General features: G+C 36.6%; 17 protein-coding genes, 1 pseudogene, 1 riboswitch and 1 other annotated feature. Of the genes and pseudogenes, 13 read left to right on the forward strand and 5 right to left on the reverse strand.

Features of this window, described 5'->3' with window-relative positions:
• Positions 1 to 49 precede the first annotated feature (49 nt).
• The 8 genes from AAFN87_RS03815 (at position 50) to AAFN87_RS03850 (ending at position 10,468) form a co-directional block, all read left to right on the forward strand.
• Positions 50 to 1,618, forward strand: a complete 1,569-nt coding sequence (locus tag AAFN87_RS03815) for a sensor domain-containing diguanylate cyclase (RefSeq protein ID WP_347789701.1) — start codon at positions 50 to 52, stop codon at positions 1,616 to 1,618.
• Between the two features lie 747 nt (positions 1,619 to 2,365).
• Entirely contained in the window at positions 2,366 to 2,875 is a 510-nt protein-coding gene (locus AAFN87_RS03820) for a P-loop NTPase family protein (RefSeq protein ID WP_347789702.1), read from the forward strand.
• A 225-nt stretch (positions 2,876 to 3,100) separates the two neighbouring features.
• Positions 3,101 to 3,178: riboswitch (glycine riboswitch) on the forward strand.
• Between the two features lie 186 nt (positions 3,179 to 3,364).
• Complete coding sequence (locus AAFN87_RS03825; protein ID WP_347789703.1) at positions 3,365 to 4,708, forward strand: amino acid permease; 1,344 nt, start codon at positions 3,365 to 3,367, stop codon at positions 4,706 to 4,708.
• A 296-nt stretch (positions 4,709 to 5,004) separates the two neighbouring features.
• Positions 5,005 to 5,598 (forward strand): hypothetical protein, encoded by a 594-nt coding sequence (locus AAFN87_RS03830; RefSeq protein ID WP_347789704.1) that lies wholly within the window; start codon positions 5,005 to 5,007, stop codon positions 5,596 to 5,598.
• A gap of 172 nt (positions 5,599 to 5,770) precedes the next feature.
• Positions 5,771 to 7,003: a DNA polymerase IV gene (locus AAFN87_RS03835; RefSeq protein ID WP_347789705.1), complete on the forward strand. Its 1,233-nt coding sequence runs from the start codon at positions 5,771 to 5,773 to the stop codon at positions 7,001 to 7,003.
• Positions 7,004 to 7,017: 14 nt separating this feature from the next.
• A complete protein-coding gene (rnz, locus tag AAFN87_RS03840) occupies positions 7,018 to 7,959 on the forward strand; it encodes a ribonuclease Z (RefSeq protein ID WP_347789706.1) in 942 nt (313 codons plus the stop codon).
• Positions 7,960 to 8,143: 184 nt separating this feature from the next.
• Complete coding sequence (locus AAFN87_RS03845; RefSeq protein ID WP_347789707.1) at positions 8,144 to 10,132, forward strand: methyl-accepting chemotaxis protein; 1,989 nt, start codon at positions 8,144 to 8,146, stop codon at positions 10,130 to 10,132.
• Between the two features lie 105 nt (positions 10,133 to 10,237).
• Complete coding sequence (locus tag AAFN87_RS03850; RefSeq protein ID WP_347789708.1) at positions 10,238 to 10,468, forward strand: acyl-phosphate glycerol 3-phosphate acyltransferase; 231 nt, start codon at positions 10,238 to 10,240, stop codon at positions 10,466 to 10,468.
• Positions 10,469 to 10,539: 71 nt separating this feature from the next.
• Here the strand turns inward: AAFN87_RS03850 and AAFN87_RS03855 are convergent, their stop codons facing one another.
• Genes AAFN87_RS03855 through proC form a run of 3 tightly spaced genes read right to left on the reverse strand, consistent with a single transcriptional unit; the run spans position 10,540 to position 13,293 of the window.
• Entirely contained in the window at positions 10,540 to 11,445 is a 906-nt protein-coding gene (locus AAFN87_RS03855; protein WP_347789709.1) for a transglutaminase domain-containing protein, read from the reverse strand.
• A 12-nt stretch (positions 11,446 to 11,457) separates the two neighbouring features.
• Positions 11,458 to 12,471, reverse strand: a complete 1,014-nt coding sequence (namA, locus tag AAFN87_RS03860) for an NADPH dehydrogenase NamA (protein WP_347789710.1) — start codon at positions 12,469 to 12,471, stop codon at positions 11,458 to 11,460.
• 15 nt (positions 12,472 to 12,486) lie between these two features.
• Entirely contained in the window at positions 12,487 to 13,293 is an 807-nt protein-coding gene (proC, locus tag AAFN87_RS03865; RefSeq protein ID WP_347789711.1) for a pyrroline-5-carboxylate reductase, read from the reverse strand.
• 40 nt (positions 13,294 to 13,333) lie between these two features.
• Positions 13,334 to 13,542: a binding site (T-box leader), on the reverse strand.
• Between the two features lie 127 nt (positions 13,543 to 13,669).
• Between proC and AAFN87_RS03870 the strand changes: the two genes are divergently transcribed.
• Entirely contained in the window at positions 13,670 to 14,611 is a 942-nt protein-coding gene (locus AAFN87_RS03870; protein ID WP_347789712.1) for an MBL fold metallo-hydrolase, read from the forward strand.
• Positions 14,612 to 14,620: 9 nt separating this feature from the next.
• Positions 14,621 to 15,028, forward strand: a complete 408-nt coding sequence (locus tag AAFN87_RS03875; protein ID WP_347789713.1) for a hypothetical protein — start codon at positions 14,621 to 14,623, stop codon at positions 15,026 to 15,028.
• A gap of 573 nt (positions 15,029 to 15,601) precedes the next feature.
• On the opposite strand, the gene AAFN87_RS03880 is transcribed toward AAFN87_RS03875, so the two are convergent.
• Positions 15,602 to 16,066 carry a site-2 protease family protein gene (locus AAFN87_RS03880; RefSeq protein WP_347789714.1) on the reverse strand — a complete coding sequence of 155 codons (465 nt, stop codon included), beginning with the start codon at positions 16,064 to 16,066 and terminating at the stop codon, positions 15,602 to 15,604.
• Positions 16,067 to 16,864: 798 nt separating this feature from the next.
• A pseudogene (locus AAFN87_RS03885) lies at positions 16,865 to 17,260 on the reverse strand (insertion element protein); the annotation flags it as partial.
• Positions 17,261 to 17,459: 199 nt separating this feature from the next.
• On the opposite strand from AAFN87_RS03885, the gene AAFN87_RS03890 reads away from it, so the two are divergent.
• The 3 genes from AAFN87_RS03890 to AAFN87_RS03900 all read left to right on the forward strand — a co-directional run bounded on the left by AAFN87_RS03890 (position 17,460) and on the right by AAFN87_RS03900 (position 20,294).
• Complete coding sequence (locus tag AAFN87_RS03890) at positions 17,460 to 17,912, forward strand: RrF2 family transcriptional regulator (RefSeq protein WP_347789715.1); 453 nt, start codon at positions 17,460 to 17,462, stop codon at positions 17,910 to 17,912.
• A 266-nt stretch (positions 17,913 to 18,178) separates the two neighbouring features.
• Positions 18,179 to 18,928, forward strand: a complete 750-nt coding sequence (locus AAFN87_RS03895; RefSeq protein ID WP_347789716.1) for an SDR family NAD(P)-dependent oxidoreductase — start codon at positions 18,179 to 18,181, stop codon at positions 18,926 to 18,928.
• Between the two features lie 175 nt (positions 18,929 to 19,103).
• The gene (locus AAFN87_RS03900) at positions 19,104 to 20,294 is read left to right on the forward strand and encodes an argininosuccinate synthase (RefSeq protein ID WP_347789717.1); all 1,191 of its coding nucleotides are present in this window, start codon (positions 19,104 to 19,106) and stop codon (positions 20,292 to 20,294) included.
• The last annotated feature ends 14 nt before the right edge of the window (positions 20,295 to 20,308 follow it).

Here is a 20,308-nt window from a genome sequence, read left to right on the forward strand (position 1 = left end):
AACATTTGTTACAATATAATTTAATAAATGAACTATTTAGGGGAATCAAATGAAATCTATTAAAATTAAACTAAAGTACTTAATTATGGGCGTTGTTATTATTGCCTTTTTAACAACAATGATTAGTAATTTATGGAGTGCCTATCGTATTAATACCGATGCACTTACATACAATACGCTCGAAACAAATGAAGTGTATGCACAGAAACTTGCGACAACAGCAAATAATTACATTCACGATACATTCACAACTCTTCAATTCACGGCAAATTATATTGCCGCTCGCATGGATGATGATGAAATATTGATGAATGAGGCGAATCGCTTACGAACACAAAATAATATGTTTAACTCAGTTGCTATTGCAGATGCAGAAGGTACTGTAATAGCGGTATCGCCTCCATCATTAGAAGTTAAAGGTGTGACACTTGATTCGGTCGGTGCGCAGGAAGCTATAGAGAAGAAAATACCTTTAATTTCAAAGCCTTTTGAAGCAGTTACGGGTCGTCTAGTAATTTTTATATCGTACCCCATTTTCTCTAGTACCGGAGATTATTTAGGATTTGTTGGCGGTACAATTTACATAAAAGAGCAAAATATGTTTTATTCATTATTAGGTCAACATTATTATGATGATGGATCCTATGTATTTGTAGTAGATGGTGACGGTAAAATCATTTATCACAAAGATGCTAGCAGGCTAGAAGATGTTGTTATGGACAACCCTGTAGTGAAAGCCGTTACGTCTGGGAAGCAAGGATCGCAAAGTGTGGTCAATTCAAAGGGCATTGACATGCTTGCAGGTTATAGTCCGATTTCAGTGGCAAACTGGGGAGTAATAGTACAGCGACCAACCGAGGCAGCGCTTGCACCTGCTGGGGAATTAGTAAAACGTCTTGCAAGTATCGCATTTCCGTTCGTGTTGGTTGCATTTATTATTGTACTATGGTTGGCTGTGAGAATTGCTAAGCCGCTTCAACAAATGGCGACATTAACAGAGCAAAGTATGGAAACAAGAAATGTTGATGAGTTAAAGGATGTATCAGAATGGTATTTTGAAACCTACCAATTGAAAAGTGTATTAGTTACTAGTTTATCAATGCTTCACGGGCAAGTATCGTTTTTCCAAAAAGAGTCGACAACGGATCCATTAACAGGCTTAACGAATCGTCGAACGATGGACCGCTATTTAAAAAAATGGACGGAAGAAAGCAACCCATATGCACTGCTCATTATTGATTTAGATCATTTTAAAAGCATAAATGATACATACGGTCATTCTGTTGGTGACGAAGTATTAAAATATTTAGCAGCAAAAATGAAAGAATATGCTCGCGCTGAAGATATATGTTGCCGGTATGGTGGGGAAGAGTTCATCATGCTGCTGCCTAATACTAATGCTGAACAAGCATTTGAAATTGCAGAAGCTTTACGCCAAGATTTAATGGCTACTATTAGTCCTTGTGGTCGCGCAGTTACAATGTCTGGTGGGATAGCTGAATATCCGAAAAACGGCAGTTTACCAGCGCAAATTATTGAAGAAGCTGACCAATCTTTATATAAGGCAAAGCAAGCAGGGCGAAACCAAGTTCAAATAGCATCAGTTTACCGAAAATAAAAAATGATTAGCGCCGTAAAAAGCAGACAGTTATAAATAAAGCGATGATAGTTTCACGTAAAGAGATATTCAGGGGGTTTTCGATGAATATCTCTTTATTTCTTTTTAATGTAGTTCTATAGTTGTTTTCCGAAGCTTACCGCGGGTGTAGGATTTTGCCTCCTCAGGTGACGGGTTGACGTGTGTGGGAAAGCGTGGTGCTACGGTGCTATTGATATCCCGCGGGCGAAAAATGGATTGCCATGGGCGAAAAAGCGTGTCCCACGGGCGAAAAGTGGTTTGCCATGGGCGAAAACCGAGTTGCCATGGGCGAAAATTAACCTCCCACGGGCGAAAACCGGGTTCACATGAGCGAAAAGGGGTCCCCTGGTGCAATCAATATCCCATGGGCGAAAACCAGGTTGCCACGGGCGAATCATTACTTTTATCAGGTTGCATAGTAAGTATTTGCTCAAGGGATTTCATAAAAAATATATCGGGCCATGTTTAAAAATAGCCAATCAAGATAGTAATTTTTTTGCTGCATCACGTCATGAAATATTGCATAGTATGCGAAATTACTCGTCTGTGATTTTTGAGTCAATTAATAAACGATAGTCCTCTAGTGCATAGAAGTAAGTATACTTATCTTTAACGTGACATCTATTACATAAGAAGTACCGCATCTAATATGTATTAGTTTCGATTGTATACCAAAACAAATCCTCTTTTGGTATAATTTACTAATATCGAAATTGGAGGTGTATTATGCGACATAAACGAATACTTATTATTGGCTCATCGGGTGCTGGGAAATCAACGCTTGCACGAATTTTACATCAACAACTGGGTCTACCATTAGTACACTTGGATCAGCTTTATTGGCAACCAGGCTGGGTCGCAACAGAGAAGCCTGTTTTCCGTGAAAAGATGCTCGTAGAACTTGAAAAGCCTGAGTGGATAATGGATGGCAATTTTGATTCTACCCTCGGATTACGAGCGCAATATGCAGATTTAATTATCCTGTTGAATTACCCTAAATACATTAGTTTTACACGCGCAATGAAGCGTTATCTTATCCATATCGGACACACACGTGAAGATATGACACCTGGCTGCCAAGAGCAAATGGACTGGGAATTTGCGAAATGGATTTGGACGTATAATACAAAGGCACTCCCTCCTATCCTACAATTTTTATCTACAGTGCAGATTGATTCGGTTATTATCAATCATCCAAAGCAATTAAAAAAATGGCTTAAAGATTATTGCGAATAGTTCGAATTGTTTGTTCTGGTTTTTTTAATACTGCTGAAATAGTACTTTCTTATGTACAATTACAATGCTAATTATCGCTAATTTACTATTTTAAGAAAATACAAATAAAAAATTCCCTTGTGAATAGTTTATTTCACTGCTAAGATAAAACTATCTTGAAATAATACATAATCGTTTTCAAGTAACGATTCAAAAGCGACGAATGCTATGGATAACACTATAGCAGGAGCATTTTCTGGAGAGAGCGCACAAAAGCGCCGCCGAAGGGTTCACTATCTCAGGCAGAAGGACAGAAGGGTAATAAAATGGCGCATGCCAAGCCAAACGCTAATGTGATGAAAGTTTTTCTTTATTCATATAAAGAGACAACCTATCATACATTTTCGTATAAGGTTTTGTTATTCTTACGTTTTAGAGACTAGTGATATTGCTAGTCTCTTTTTTGTTTGTGTTATTTCAAGTGATGTAGAAATCTTGGAGGGATCAAACTTGGCAGGACAACAATTAAAACGTGAGTTGAAAAACCGCCATGTGCAATTAATTGCTATTGGCGGAACAATTGGAACTGGGCTATTTTTAGGATCGGGAAAAGCGATAGCACTCGCTGGACCATCTATAATTTTAGCTTACTTAATAGTAGGGATCGCTGTGTTTTTCGTTATGCGAGCACTTGGCGAATTATTATTATCGAACGCAGGCTACACAACGTTTACCGACTTTGCAACAGAATATATCGGTCCTTGGGCAGGATATGTGACAGGCTGGACATATTGGTTCTGCTGGATAATGACAGCTATGGCGGATATTATTGCAGTAGGTGTTTATACACAGTACTGGTTTGATATACCGCAGTGGGTTCCTGCGCTCGGTTGTTTAGTTATTTTACTGTTTTTAAATTTATTAACTGTAAAATTATTCGGTGAGCTAGAATTTTGGTTCGCGTTAATTAAAATTATTACGATTATCGCACTTATTGCAATCGGTATTTTTATGCTAATAACAGGCTTTGAAACAGGTACGGGGAAAGTTTCCGTTGAAAATTTATGGGCATATGGAGGCTTTTTCCCGAACGGAATAGCAGGATTTTTAATGGCTTTCCAAATGGTCGTGTTTGCATTCGTTGGGGTAGAGCTTGTCGGTGTTACCGCTGCCGAAACAGCTAATCCAAAGAAAAATATTCCTTCGGCAATAAATAAAATCCCAATGCGCATTTTATTATTTTATGTAGGTGCATTATTCGTTATTTTATGCATTAACCCGTGGAATACAATGTCGGCTAGCAGTAGCCCGTTCGTACAAGTATTTAGCTTAATAGGTATTCCGATTGCTGCAGGTATTATTAATTTCGTTGTATTAACTTCAGCTGCATCAGCAGGGAATAGTGGTCTATTTTCAACAAGTCGCATGCTCTTTAATTTAGGTAAAAATAAACAAGCATCAAAATCATTTGCGAAATTAAATAAAAATAGTGTGCCGAGCAATGCACTTGTTGTTTCTACAATTGTCGTATCAATCGGAGCACTTTTAAGCAAATTAATGCCAGAAAATGCATTTAGCATCGTTACGACAATTAGTGCAATCTGTTTCATTTGGGTATGGAGCATTATATTAATTTCTCATATTATTTATAAACGTAAACGTCCAAAGTTGCACAAATCATCTATTTTCAAAGCACCGTTTACACCATTTATTAACTATGTTGTGCTAGCGTTTTTCTTATTTTTATTAATTGTTATGTTCTTTACACCATCTACACGACAAGCATTATTGCTGACACCAATTTGGTTTATAATTTTACTTGCTATTTACAATTTAAAACGAATAGATAAATAACTCTTGAGAGCACAGCATGCATGAAATTTTATTTAGTGAATCATGAATTTTAGATTTAATCGTTTGCTCATTAGCCGCATAGGGTGCAAGTACGAAAGCATTACAAAATGTATGTAGGAACACTCCAAAAAGAGCGATAATTCCTATATTATTCGAATAATTAAAATAATACGACTTGTAAGTTTTTTCCCTTTCGTATAAAATATGATAGAAAAATATAGTATTAATTTTTCTATCGTTAAAATCTAACTTATATGAAATTTTCATGTGAAGTTTACTATGGGGGCCGCCAATCCATGAACTGGGAGTTATCAATTGAACATGACAGTATTTTTGTCATAAAGCCCGAACTGTTAAATGAGTTTAAGTTATTTGTGAATGAATGGAATTGTTGTGTATTACCGCTTCCGTTAAAATACAATGCCCAAAAGGAACTACAGGAATTCATTTTTAATTTTTGGTTATTAAACGAAAGCAACCAACATGAAGGGATACTGGATCCATATAAGTGCATGGAGTTTTCAATTGAAATGATGGCGGTAAATATTGTGAATCAAAATGACTTATATAAAGGCTGTATTGATGAATCCTCGTCTGAAGAGCGCTTTTTATTTTCCTATTATTTCGGCTTTTTATTTTTAGAAAAGCTATTGGCACTAATGAATATTGAAGGGAAAATAGAATATATATTACAGCTAAGACATGAATATTTTGAAGCAAAAGCGCAAGGAAAATCAATTCCTCAAGCTGAAGAGTTTTTTCAGATTCAGGCTTTCGGTACAAAGCTAATCGTGGAGCAATTTAAAAATAATGAATCGCTGAATTGCTTAATATTAAAAGCACTTTCTCAAGTTAAGGAATCACAAGAGAAAAAACAATTTAATACTTAATTGTACATGTAATAACAATTGGAAGCGCCTATTTCGTAGTATAATCCTGCGAAAAGAGCGCTTCTTTTGTATTGAAGGAAATTGAATTTGCTTATAAAATATGTAAAAAAGAATTGATGTTCGCTTTTTACGTTTTCGCGTATAATAAATAATAAAAAGTGTGGTGACATAAGTGGCAAAGCGCATCGTTTTACACATTGATATGAATTGTTTTTATGCTTCTGTAGAGCAAATTTATGATGAAAGTTTGAAGGGGCAGCCGGTTGCAATAGCCGGAAATCCGCAAGAAAGGCGCGGCATTATAATCACGTGCTCCTATGAAGCTCGGGCTTTTGGAGTGAAGACTACGATGACGATAGGTGAGGCAAAGCGTTTATGTCCACAGCTCATTACATTACCGCCTAATTTTGACCGTTACCGGCATAGCTCTAAACAATTTTTTGATTTGCTACGTGAATATACGCCGTTAGTAGAGCCTGTTTCAATTGATGAAGGGTATATCGATATTACAGATTTATGTGAACAGCGGCATGCCCTTCAAATTGTCGAGGAAATACAACAGCGTATTTATTCAGAGCTAAAGTTGCCTTGCTCAATTGGAGTAGCTCCGAATAAATTTCTAGCAAAAACAGCATCGGATATGAAAAAACCAATGGGCATTACCGTATTAAGAAAGCGTGATATCCCTAATATTCTTTGGCCGCGCCCGGTCATTGATATGCACGGAATCGGCAAGAAAACGGCAGAAAAATTAACGACTATTAAGGTCGAAACAATTGGGCAATTAGCAAATGTCGAGCCGCATCAAATACGGCAGCTGCTCGGTATAAATGGGGAGCGATTACGAGCGCGGGCAAATGGGGACGACGATCGAGCGGTTGATCCTAATTCCATTTATGATACGAAAAGTGTTGGCAATTCCACTACATTACCGCGTGATGAAACGGAATACTATATTTTAAAAGAAACGATTGAAAAGCTATGTACAAAAGTGGCAGAACGTTTACATGCAAAACGGTTAGCTGGGACAACAGTTATTTTATATATACGGGATGCTGATTGGCATAATCAAACTCGAAGTAAATCAGTGACTAATGCAATTGCTAGTAAGGATGATATTTTCGAAATTGCTTGGGCACTTTTTCAAAAGCATTGGGATGAGTCACCTATAAGACTGCTTGGTGTGACAGTATCAAATGTCATTGATCAGCACCAGTCCACGCAGCAGCTGAATTTATTTAATTTCGAGGAGTATATTAAGGATGAGCCGATTATTGAGCTAGTTCAAAATTTAGAGAAAAAGTTTGGTAAAGGTATTATAAAGCGCGGTATAGATGCGCCGAAAATAGGCAAATATCATGCTAATACGAGTTTTAGTAAAGATTTTTTAGATGATCACACATAAGGAGTGGTGGGCAAATGCAGCTACAATTTTTAGGAACAGGTGCAGGAATGCCCTCAAAAGAACGCAATACAAGCGCACTGGCAGTCAAACTATTAGAGGAACGCGGTACAATTTGGCTATTTGATTGTGGGGAAGGGACGCAACATCAAATTCTACACACAACGATTAAGCCGCGAAAAATAGAGAAAATTTTTATTACACATTTACATGGAGACCATATTTTTGGTTTGCCTGGCCTGCTGAGCTCCCGGTCATTTTTAGGGGGAGAGGACACATTGACAATTTACGGTCCGTCTCGTTTAAAGGAATGGATTGAAGCGACACTTGCTACAACGAACACACATGTAACGTATCCTATCGAATATGTAGAAGTGCAAGAAGGCATTGTATTCGAGGATGAGCAATTTGTTGTAAGTGCACTACCTCTTGAACATGTGATTCCTTGTTTTGGCTATCGAATCGAGCAAAAGGCACTGCCGGGTGAGTTATTAATTGATAAAGCATTGGCGTACGGTGTACCGAAAGGACCTTTACTTGGTATGTTGAAGCGTGGTGAAAATGTAACGCTCCCAAATGGAGAAATCGTCCTTAGCAGTGATGTTACAGCACCAGAAAAGCCGGGATTTATTTTAACGATATTAGGTGATACAAAATATTGTGACAATGCAATTCGATTAAGTAAAAATGCAGATATTGTTATCCATGAAGCAACGTTCGATCATTTAACAAAGCATTTAGCAGCAAGTTACGGGCATGCAACAAATACAGAAGCGGCAACAGTGGCAAAAAAAGCAAGTGCAAAATATTTAATATTAAATCATATTAGTGCAAGATTTTTAGCAAATGACTTAAAGATATTATTACAACAAGCACAGGATATTTTCCATCACACATATATTGCTGATGATTTCGCTAGTTTTGAATGGAAACTGCAGAAACTAATTAAAAACGGTTAAAAAATACGCATTTAGTAAAGAGAAATTTTTGTGTCTATTTTCATTAAAAAGCAACAAAATATAGTAAAAAATGAAAAAAATAAATAAAAATCCTCCTTAATATACAGTAAAATATTAGTAATAACATACATTAATAGTAAGTTATTACTACGTATTATTATTCGCGTTATTTAGGAGGGCTCCAATGTTCAAGTCAATGAAATGGAAGATGATGACACCTATTATTATATCGATAGTGCTTATTATCGGGGTATTATCAACATTTATTTACACTACGACTAATAATAATATTCAAAAACAAGGTGAGGCACTTGTTGAGTCTATTAAGCTTGGTTTGGAAGGTGCAATTCTTTCTCGAGAAGTTTCGGAACAAATAATGGAAGATGAAATGGTAGCTGAATCGGTACTAGCATCATGGATTTTTGCCAATGGAGGTACTCATAAAGATTTTAAAAAGCTTGCTGAGCTTGGAGGAATTGATGAAATTTGGAGTACAGATGATCAAGGAAATACAACAGTGACATCGATTGCCCCATCAGTCAATTTTAATTTCGGTTCAGACCCGAATGGACAAGCTTATGAATATATGAAGCTTCTTACAGGTGAAGTGACTTCAGTCGTTCAACCTGCCCAAATTAGAGATGTTGATGGGGAATTTTATAAATTTGTAGGTGTTGGAGGCTGGAATTCACCTCAAATTATTCAAGTTGCGCGAAATGGACAAAATTTACTCGACCTAGAGGCTCAAATTGGGAAAGAGTTTTACATGAATGAACTAAATACGCATTTAAACGAAACTGTATTATATGCAGCAGTAGTCGATGAGACTGGGACAGTATTAGCAGCTACAAATGATAAACCATTAACTGATGCAGGGTTTATGCAAGCAGAAGTGATAAGTGGGCAAAAAAGTAATGGGCCGACTCACTTTGATGGTAAGAGAGCCTATAATTATGTTACTCCTTTATCAAATGGTACATATTTACTTACAACTATTTCGAATACAGTTTTATCGAATATTTTATTTGCAACGCTTGTAGCAGCAATAGTTGCTGTATTATTATTAATGATCGTAGCTAATTTTACGATAGAACGACAAGTGAAACGTATTTTGCGAGTTCGAGATTCTTTGCTTGATATTAGCCAAGGTGAGGCTGATTTGACGAAGCGAATCGAATTAACATCACATGATGAAATTGGTCAATTAGTTGATGCGAGTAATGCAATGATGAATAATTTCCAAGTGATTATGAAAGAGCTAAAAGAGCAGGCACAGTATATTTACGGTGCCTCTGATGAAATTCAAAAATACTCGAAATATACAATGAATTCGTCAAAAGATATTCAATCCGATTCGATGAGTATTGAAAATGATGCAAAAATCCAGCAAAAAAATATTGAGGAAAGTGTTTTTGCATTGGAAGAATTGGCCAGTGGTATACAGCATAGTACAGAATCAATTATGGAAATCGCACATATTTCACATAGCACTGAACAAAATGCTACAAATGGTATACAAATAATTGATAATTTACTGAATGAGCTATCGAACTTGCATAAAAAAACAGAACAATCCGTAGAGCGAACACATTCTCTTATTCAGCTATCCAATATGATAGGTGATTTTACTACTGTTATTACCGGTATTTCTAATCAAACGAACTTACTTGCGTTGAATGCATCAATCGAAGCAGCGCGTGCTGGTGAAGCCGGTAAAGGATTTGCAGTTGTAGCAGACGAAGTACGTAAGCTAGCAGAAGATTCGAAAATAGCGTCTGAGCGCATTTCTAAAGTTGTAACTGACGTGCAAAATGAAACAAAACAAATTGTTGACGCTATTACGTTAACTTCGCAAGTGCTAGAGGATGGGCGTATTATTGCAAATCAAGCACAGACATCATTCCATGAAATTGCTAAAGGTATAAAGGTGATTTCAGATCAAGTAGATCTCGTATCAAGTGCATCTGAGCAAATGACAGCAAAAACTGAAGAAATTACGGCTTCATTTGGAGATGTTTCTCAACTTGTGAAACAAACGACAGATCGAATTGAAATGGTTAGTGGTCGCACAAATGCACAAGTAGAAGGAATAACAACAATGAGCCTTACTGTCGAAGCTTTGTTCGGTATTTCAAATGAATTACAAAATACGACAGGTAAATACAAAATGTAAACTAGAATTGGCAATATTCCACTTTATTTATAAGGTTGTTAATAGAAAATAATAGTAAAATAGAGAATATAATGTTTATAATATAGTAAAGGGGAGGGTATGTTCATGAATCAACCGCGAATGAATCCAGCAGTTTTACGTTTACTTGTCATTTTTCCAAATGTTTTAAGTTACATATTATTATTTGGGGTACTCATTTTTATCGCGACTAACTTTGCGGCATTAAAACAAGCTGAAGCATTAACAATGTGGGTTACTATCGCATGTGTACTCGCACCAATGGCTATATATACAACATATTCGATCGTCAAGCGGATTAAAGCTGGGGTATTATAATTAAATGTAAAAGGGTTGCTCATGGAAAAATGGGCGACCCTTTTCCTATAAATAATTTTGCCAAAGGACTTTTATTTTGCCTCAGGATAATATTTTTGCTCCCAAATATGTGTACCGCTCATGAGCTCATCCGTTAATAAATAATATGCTTTGCTCACTTGATTATCGAAAGCATTACCACGGTCATTTAACGTAGAGTCAACATGCCTCCAAACACCATCTATTTTAACTAAATTCCAAGCATGCCGTGTATCTTTTTCAATGGCTGTTTTAAGTTCGCCACCTACAAAGCGAGTTTCGATACCCGCTTCTGTTAATAGCATATACATCGCCATTGCATAGGCTTGACAAACACCACGTTCGTAAAGGAAAAATGCTGCTGGTGAATGGTTCAGCATCTTGTCTTCATTATAAGCATAATCCATCCCCTCAATAACGGCCCTATGTATTAATTCAAGCTTTTCTCGTTCTGTTTTACCGTTAAGTTGCAATGAATCTAAAAGGGCGTCTCTTGCAGGGATAATGCTCGCCATCTCTATTTTATTAGTCATGAATTTTGAGTTAATGTCGATAAAATAACTATCCTCAAGTTCGGACACAAAATAATCCGAAGTGTAGAGTGTACCATTAATGACATCTTGCTCATTCACAAGTTTATTCATAATAGAGTCAACTGCACTAGTAGGTATAACTTCCCCTGTATAAATGACCCCGATACGTTGGTCAAAAGTAGATAATTGCTGTATCAAAATTTCTTCAAGCTGTTCTTCTGTAGCAGCTGTGAACACCGACCCAAAGAGTTGCTCGACGAGGCGCTCATCTATAAGCACTTCATTAATAGTTAATTCGGCTTGTTGATTGGCAACTTCTGTAGAACTGTTCACTTGCTGTACTGCCTTAACTGTGTCCGGTGTTTTTACTTCTTGTGGTGCACAGCTAGCGAGTAAGCATGCGGCAATAATAATGAACTTTTTCAATGAAATCCTCCTTTACCACCCACGCTTATACACAGCTACTGTAGGTTCTAGGTCAACTCCTAGCTGTTTTGCTGCACGGTATGGGAAATACGGGTCACGTAATAATTCTCTGCCAATAAAAATTAAATCTGCGCTGCCTTGCTGTAAAACTTGTTCTGCTTCTGTACCCGTTGTAATTAAACCGACTGCACCTGTTTGCACATTTGCGCCAGCTTTAATCGTTTTAGCAAACGGAACTTGGTACAGTGGGTACGATACAATATTTGCGGGCACAACACCGCCGGAAGAAACATCGATTAAGTCCACTTCCTGTGGGGCCATCCAGCGTGAAAATTGTACAAAATCAGACGCTTCCAGTCCACCAGGTGCAAAATCATTGGCAGATACGCGAACAAATAGAGGCCCATCCCATACAGAGCGTATTGCATCAATTACTTCACGTAAAAATCGATAGCGGTTTTCCTCGCTACCACCATACTCATCATCGCGTTCATTTGTTAAAGGTGATAAAAATGAACTAAGCAAATAGCCGTGAGCTGCATGAATTTCAAACACATCAAATCCAGCTTCCTTCGCTCGAATCGCTGCATCCGTATATGCAATTACGATGTTTTGAATATCTTCAGTAGTCATTTCATTTGGTGTTCCGTAAGTTTCATTAAACGCGATAGCTGAAGGGGCAAGCAAACGACCATCAACAGTAGCTTTACGACCAGCATGTGCGAGCTGGATCGCAGTTTTTGCTCCATAAGCTTTCAATTGAGAAACTAGCTGCTGTAATCCATTAATATGCCCGTCATTCCAAATGCCGAGATCTCGTGGCTGTATTCTTCCTTCTCGTTCAACAGCAGTAGCCTCTAGCATTATTAAGCCAACTTCACCCATTGCCCGTGAAGTGTAATGGACAATATGGAAAGGTTGAACCTCACCATTTTCTGATGCTTCATTCGTACACATTGGTGCCATGACAATACGGTTTTTTAACGTAACACCTCGAATTGTGAACGGCTCAAATAGTTTTGTCATCTGCTTTCATCCTTTCTAATTTCCCTTTGCTAATTCTCTAGACCTTGCCTCTGCACTTTTAATACAAGCTGCAATTGCTTCATTAAAATGATGTTCTTCTAATGCGCGTATACCTGCTTCTGTTGTACCACCAGGGCTCGTTACTTTACGTCGAAGAACAGATGGCTCCTCTTTTACAGATTGTAGCATAGCAGCAGAACCTGCAAGTGTTTGAACCATTAATGTACGAACAATCTCTTTTTCTAAGCCCACTTCTGTACCGACTTTTTCAAATGCTTCAATTAAGTAATACAAATAAGCAGGACCACTACCGGATAATGCCGTAATCGCATGTAGTTGGTCTTCAGCTACTTCAATAACGATCCCTACTGCACTAAGCATCTTTAAATAAATCGATTTCAATTGTTCATCGACTGCTTCGTTAAATGCAACTCCACTAGCGCTCATCCCAATTGTTGCAGACGTATTTGGCATTACTCGTGCAATGGGTCTAACTCCAAGTGTTGCACTAATCGTTTCCATAGAAATACCAGCGAGTACAGAGAGCACTGCTGTATGAGAATGAAGATAGGGTGCTATCGTAGTCATTGCAGCATGCGCATCCTTTGGTTTGATAGCTAAAATAATTAAATCTGCTTGTGCAAGAGTAGTAATATTTCCTAAAATTTGTACACCGTATTTAGATTGTAACGTTTGAAGTCGCTCTGTATCAGATTTATTCGTAATAAATATTTGCTCGTTACTCACACAATTATTTTCAATCCAACCATGAATGAGCGCTTCTGCCATAGAGCCCGCGCCGATAAATACAATGTTGTTCATGCTCATTTCCTCCTCAAATAAAAAAGTGCTTCCGTCCTTATATAAGGACGAAAACACTGTCATTTCCGCGGTACCACCTTAGTTCACATTTTGTGCAACTTATATCCTTTTTAACGCAAAGGTAAACGGTTATGTTGTCATAACTGCTCAAAAGTAGGTTCAATAAATGAAGCGGGTAAGCTACTTTCACCATTTATAGCTTTCTCTTTGACCATTCATATATTTACTTGGCTTTGTCAACGCTAAATATTTAGAATAATCAAATTATATGAATGAACTACATTATTGTCAACCTCCAAGCGTGACGAAATCGAGAAGAAGGAGTAAAATGTAATGAATGGATATTCATTTTTGAAATTTGAAGGGGTTGTTTAACGTGGAAGTACATAAAATTATTATTCCAACGCCGTTTGCTGTTGGCGATGTCAATGCATTTTTAGTAAAAGGGGATGCGCTATCATTATTTGATGCGGGTCCAAAAACGGAGGATGCATATGAAGCGCTAAAATGGGGGATTCGTGCAGCGGGTTATAATATGAGTGATATTGAACAAGTCGTATTAACACATCATCATCCGGACCATGCAGGTTGGGTAGATGCCTTTCCGAAAGCAGAGCTGCTAGGTCATCGATATGTCGATTATTGGATGCGCCAAACAGATGACTTTTTACAATATCACACAACATTTTATAGAGAGCAACTTCAAAAAGTGCATGTGCCGCCAAAAGATATCGAGCAAATTATAAAAGTGATGGCTGAGATTGAGTTTTTCGGCACACGCCCACTGACGCAGTTTTTAACTGATGATGATGAAGTACCAGGGCATCCCGGTTTAATCGCCTATGAAACACCAGGCCATGCACAGAGTCATTTAATTTTTGTAAATGAAAAAACAGCAGAAGCAATCGGTGGGGACCTATTGCTGGATCGAGTTTCAAGTAATCCGTTAATTGAACCGCCAGTAGACTTACAAGGTGACCGTCCAAAATCGTTACTTCAGTATAATGCTTCGTTAAAAAAATTGCGTGATTTACATATCAAAAAGTTGTACACGGGGCATGGGGAAAATATCTTAAATAGTAGCGAACTCGTAACAGAACGTTTAGAAAAACAACATCAGCGTGCATTAAAAGTGTTTCAATTACTACAACGATCACAAACTGTTTATGATGTAACGTGCGCGTTATTTGGAAAAGTGTATGATCAGCAACCTGGATTAACTTTATCTGAAACACTTGGTCAGCTTGATTATTTAATCGATGAGGGATTAGCAAAGTTAGAAATAGAGGATGGACTTTATATTTATAAACAAGCATAGGAGGCAATAATGAAAAAAATAGTAGTCATAATGGCAGTCTTATTTTTATTTGCCTGTTCTTCCAAACAAACTATGCCAGATTATAATAAATTGACACGTCTCAATTTTCATTATACTAGTGAAAAAGTAAAAATGATTAACGATGTCGAACCGCTAAAGGGAGTCTTTAGCGAAATCAAATGGCAAGAAGGTATGCCAAAAATGGCACGTAAACCTGATGTTACGGCTGTCCTGTTTATTATGAACGATGAAACGAAGACGGAGCGCTTATACACTTATGAAATTTTGTATAACGACGGTGGAACTGCAACGGTCATTGATGAAGAGAACTCATTAATTGGTAGTCTTGCAAAAAATCCAACAATTCAATTGAAAAGTGCATTCTCGTGTGAAAATGGATGTACAGATGCTCCATAAAAAGAGGCTTAAGGAAAATCCTACCGGGTTCGGTTGATGGGGAGAAAAACTATAAAAGCAAAGTAATTAACAACCCAATAAACATGCATTTTAACAGTATATTAGCAATGTAAATAGCAAGCAAAAACGCTCAGTAGTTTAATCTGAGCGTTTTTCGGTATTAGTTACTGTGCTTAATAGCTAGAACAATACCTTTATGTTTATATTTCGTTTTTTAATAGAAAGACGTAATAATAGCGATTAATAATGGAATAAAATCAAAGAAAGCACTTATACTTGCCAGGATGAATATCAACATCATAATGTTGACTAGATTGCTTAACAGGTATTAATTCTTTTCGCTAATTAAAACGCTAACTAGTTCAGAGATAATAATAAATCTTATAAACATTCCCGCCGAAATAAACACAGTACCAACTAAAACTATCATTAGCCCTAGTGTTGTTGCAAACGATATTCTCAGCGGTGGATGGACCTGTTAAATTGAATTCTTTTGTTTCTGAAAAAACACTAAGTTTATTTTTCCTTAATTTCACAATTATATCCATTTAAAGAAACTAATTTCCCACTCTGTTATGCTCCTTTATTTATACTTTTTATTAAGTTTAAACATTGCAATCCATCACTTTCCAATTCTTCATCCCTTATTGGATGTTGCATTTTATATGGATAAATACTGAAAAAACCAATAGCATATGACAAATAAATAAATGATCTGTACCAATCTGCATATTGAGTATCAGCAAAAATCCAAATAATCGTAGCACTTGAAATATTAAAAATAAAACCACCTAGAAGTATTAGAATTTCTTTCCAACTTTCTAATTTACCAATATTCCACCCGCAATAACCTCTCCACCATTCGTTTTTTCGTATACTTAATTTCTTAAATCTAAATATTTCGTTCCCAACACCTAAGCTAATTATATTTATATTTCCTTTAAATAACTTAACAAAGGTTGCATGGCCAAATTCGTGAATTAACGTAACTATTGGTGCGTATAGAAGGCATGTTATAACCGCTGTTAAAAATTGCAAGTACTATTGCCCCTCCTTTTTAATATGTAGAAAAATATGTTTTTGATGAAACCCCTCTATAAATGTTGATATATCGATGGTTCACATCATTTTTTATAAAAAAGTATCTTTTGACTAGCACACTATATTGTTCCATTTTTAGGTCCCTACATCGTTTATGATGACGGATCCCCCATGTCTCTAAAACGCGTACATTCCATTACTCGATCGCAAAGGCTGACAATGACTTTAGAGACTCTTGCTGTTTACACACGGTCGGATGATGAAAATAATGTTGGATTCTCCGTTCCTTCCTTTTATTTTTGACTTCTTCTGGTAATGCTCATGCATCCCTTTGAAAACAAACGAAATAGATTGGGACGCGTTTGGTATAATGTGTAAATAATTACCGAAAAGATGGGTTATGCAAAATTAACTACATCCTAACCCTGAATAGGAGAACGCGTAATTGGTTCTACCATAGGTTGGATATTCTCTTTGATCCTCTTTGTAAGCTAGAAGAATTTTCATGTAATAAAAGTCTTACTTGCTTGATTAATTGGCATAGACCCTCATATTGTGTGAAAAAACTGTCTTCTGAAAGTAAATAGACAATCAGTTGCTCCGATATCCCCAAAATTTAAATTTGTTTTGAAGAAGACAAAGATTAATCCAATAAAAATATATATCATAACTAAATCCGCCCTCATTAATAGTAACGTAACGGTTTGTGGAATAATATTCCAATGCCATATTAATAATTCTGCATAAATTTCCATTTCCCTTTTAAAAAAATAAGTTCGCTAGATATTAAGCGAACTACCATAGATAAATTATATTTTTTAAATCGAACTTTTTATCTGTAATTCCCAATCTTTGTGCAGGTGTTTTCATTGTTTCGTTAGATTTAAAGGCGAAACAAAAGTTGTAATAAGTTCGCAGGATTGTGATAGCCATTTGAGCATATTTAGGATTAAAATTGGATTAAATATTACTTTTCCCGTAACCTCTTGCCGTAGTCAAAGGTCTTTCTAAAATGGATTAGCTTCTTCGAATGTGTTGAATAAAAGTATTCGTTGCATTGTTATTCACATTCATCATTAAAGCAGCGATGTCTTTCGACTCCAAGGTAGAGAGATTTGTTGTGCAATCAACTGAACGTAATCCTCTATCAATTGTAGCAAGGGGGTGTAGAATGGGGTTGTCTGCAAACTCTATTGAATTCGGTGTGTGTGAGAAGCAACTCCTTATATTTTGTATACCGCTCAGCTCAAATACTAAAAGCAATATAAAAATACATGTCTAACAAAACTGACTCAAATGTAGTATATAAAATACATCTTTAAATTGAAGCTAAATTTCAGGAATTCTTGTAAATCAATGCTATACTGACATATAGAAAGTTGGTGGAGAAGTGCGCTTAACAGTATATACAGACTATTCGCTGCGTGTGCTCATGTATTTAGGCGTGCGCGGTCAAAACCATTTAGCGACGATACAAGAAATTGCAGACACATATCAAATCTCAAAAAATCACTTAATGAAAGTAACATATGATCTGGGACAACATGGATTAATAGAAACCATTCGTGGGAGAGGTGGGGGTATACGGCTTGCTGTACCACCAGAAGAGATTAATATTGGCGCTGTTGTAAGAAAGACGGAAGAAGATTTCCATTTAGTTGAATGCTTTAATCCAGAAAATAATTTATGCAAAATTTCAGCAGAATGCCAATTAAAGCATGCATTAAACGAAGCTCTTCTCGCTTATTTAGCGGTGCTGGACAAATATTATATTTCCGATTTTCTACAATCAAAAGATTCGTTATTAAAATTATTAGGTATTAATTATGAATCTAAAGAATAGATATTATCGCTAATTTATGTGAAAAGTATGTATGATAATTAATATCATGCATATTTTTTGTTTTATTTTGATTTTCTTGATACTGAATATGAGATTCTTTGCTTATTGTATAAATAATCAAGGGCTATTTTTTGGCGTTTCTGAAGTGAATAAGGTAGCCTAATTAAATAAGCCGTACTGTCGCTACATGCCTTTCGGGTGTGTAGCTTTTTTAATTTTGATTATAATAATAGAGATAAGAACAGGTAGAGGAGTATACAAATCTAATGAATAAAAAAACAATATTTGTCACAGGTGCCACGAGTGGTATTGGGCTTAAAATTACAGAATTATGCATTGCGAAAGGCTATACAGTATACGCAACTGGACGCAATTATGCATCGCTAAACAGATTAACTACTATTGGAGCGATTGCGATACAGGCAGATTTACGCCAAAAGGGAGATATTGACCGAGTTGTATCTGAGTTACCTTGCATTGATGTAGCCATATTAAATGCAGGGCTTGGTATTTTCGAAAATGCATTTGATTTAACGGACGAGCACATTGATGAAATGATTGATGTTAATGTACGGGCGCCAATTTATTTAGCAAAACGTTTAATACCTAAAATGATGGAGCATCAAAATGGACATATGATTTTTATTAGCTCCCAGGCAGGGAAGGTTGCTACGAGAAAGGCGAGTGTTTATGCGGCGACAAAGCATGCGATAACAGGATTTATTGATGGCTTAAGGCTAGAAGTAGCTCCTTATAATATTAAAGTGACGGGCATTTTTCCTGGACCAATTGATACGCCGTTCTTACAAAAAGCAGATGCAACGAATGCCTACAGAGAAACAATCAAACGTTTTTTATTAGCACCGGAAGAAGTAGCAAATGCAGTTGTGAAAACGATTGATAAACCAGTGCGTGCTGTTCATTTGCCACGTATTATGTCGATTACGAGTAAACTTTATGCAATTGCACCTTCATTAGTAGAACAGCTTGGAAGCGGTTTTTTCAATAAAAAATAATACATGAGCGAGTAGATGCATAACCGTATGTAAAAGAAGTTTTTTGTACAATCTAAAAAGTCTAAATTTTTATATAAATACACTTGTTTTTATTTTTATTCCATGATACTATTCGTGTATAAACTATTAATCCAATGTATAAACATACATACGAAATATCGGAGGCGCGAGTTACATGGCAAATAAAAAAGTGGTATTAGCATATTCAGGCGGTCTTGATACATCAGTAGCAATTCCGTGGCTAAAAGAACAAGGTTGGGACGTAATCGCAGTATGTCTTGACGTAGGTGAAGGGAAAGATCTTGATTTCATTAAAAATAAAGCACTTCAAGTAGGTGCTGTTGAATCATATATGGTCGATGCAAAAGATGAGTTTGCTGAAGAATATGCACTAATTTCACTTCAAGCGCACACTTGGTATGAGCAAAAGTATCCTTTAGTATCAGCGCTTTCTCGTCCATTAATCTCGAAAAAATTAGTAGAAATCGCAAACGAAACAAATGCAGACGCTGTAGCGCACGGCTGTACAGGTAAAGGTAATGACCAAGTACGTTTTGAAGTTTCTATTAAAGCATTAAATCCTAATTTAGAAGTTTTAGCGCCAGTTCGTGAATGGGGCTGGAGTCGTGACGAGGAAATCGAATATGCAATGAAACATAATGTGCCGATTCCAGCAACACTTGACTCACCATTCTCGATTGATCAAAACTTATGGGGGCGTGCAAACGAAGCTGGTGTAATGGAAGATCCATGGGTAGCACCACCAGAAGAAGCGTACGGTTTAACGAAAGCGCTTGAAAACACGCCTGATACACCAGAAGTAGTAGAAATCGAATTCGTAGCAGGTAAACCAGTATCACTTAATGGTAAAGAAATGAAGCTTGCAGATTTAATTCAAGAATTAAATGCTGTAGCAGGTGAGCACGGTGTTGGCCGTATTGACCACGTAGAAAATCGTTTAGTTGGTATTAAATCACGTGAAGTTTATGAAATCCCTGGTGCGAAAGTGTTATTAACTGCGCATAAAGAGCTTGAAGATTTAACATTAGTAAAAGAAATGGCTCATTTTAAACCAGTTATCGAGAAAAAACTTACAGAAATCATTTATGAAGGTTTATGGTTCTCACCTTTACGTCCAGCTTTACAAGCGTTTTTAGCTGAAACACAGCAATATGTAAATGGTACAGTACGTGTAAAATTATTTAAAGGCCATGCGATTGTTGAAGGGCGTAAATCTCCAAACTCTCTTTACAACGAAAAACTGGCTACATATTCTAAAGAAGATATGTTCAACCACGGCTCTGCTGTTGGCTTCATCGAATTATGGGGTCTACCAACAGTTGTAGCAGCAGGCATTAATAAATAATATTCATTCATTGT

The organism is Solibacillus sp. CAU 1738, from assembly GCF_039888725.1.
Lineage (GTDB): Bacteria > Bacillota > Bacilli > Bacillales_A > Planococcaceae > Metasolibacillus.

Excerpts from the sequence above, each read along its gene's own strand:
- AAFN87_RS03815 (WP_347789701.1), top strand. The coding sequence starts at position 50 with ATGAAATCTATTAAAATTAAACTAAAGTACTTAATTATGGGCGTTGTT.
- AAFN87_RS03820 (WP_347789702.1), top strand. The coding sequence starts at position 2,366 with ATGCGACATAAACGAATACTTATTATTGGCTCATCGGGTGCTGGGAAA.
- AAFN87_RS03830 (WP_347789704.1), top strand. The coding sequence starts at position 5,005 with ATGAACTGGGAGTTATCAATTGAACATGACAGTATTTTTGTCATAAAG.
- rnz (WP_347789706.1), top strand. The coding sequence starts at position 7,018 with ATGCAGCTACAATTTTTAGGAACAGGTGCAGGAATGCCCTCAAAAGAA.
- AAFN87_RS03845 (WP_347789707.1), top strand. The coding sequence starts at position 8,144 with ATGTTCAAGTCAATGAAATGGAAGATGATGACACCTATTATTATATCG.
- AAFN87_RS03850 (WP_347789708.1), top strand. The coding sequence starts at position 10,238 with ATGAATCAACCGCGAATGAATCCAGCAGTTTTACGTTTACTTGTCATT.
- namA (WP_347789710.1), bottom strand. The coding sequence starts at position 12,471 with ATGACAAAACTATTTGAGCCGTTCACAATTCGAGGTGTTACGTTAAAA.
- proC (WP_347789711.1), bottom strand. The coding sequence starts at position 13,293 with ATGAACAACATTGTATTTATCGGCGCGGGCTCTATGGCAGAAGCGCTC.
- AAFN87_RS03875 (WP_347789713.1), top strand. The coding sequence starts at position 14,621 with ATGAAAAAAATAGTAGTCATAATGGCAGTCTTATTTTTATTTGCCTGT.
- AAFN87_RS03895 (WP_347789716.1), top strand. The coding sequence starts at position 18,179 with ATGAATAAAAAAACAATATTTGTCACAGGTGCCACGAGTGGTATTGGG.
- AAFN87_RS03900 (WP_347789717.1), top strand. The coding sequence starts at position 19,104 with ATGGCAAATAAAAAAGTGGTATTAGCATATTCAGGCGGTCTTGATACA.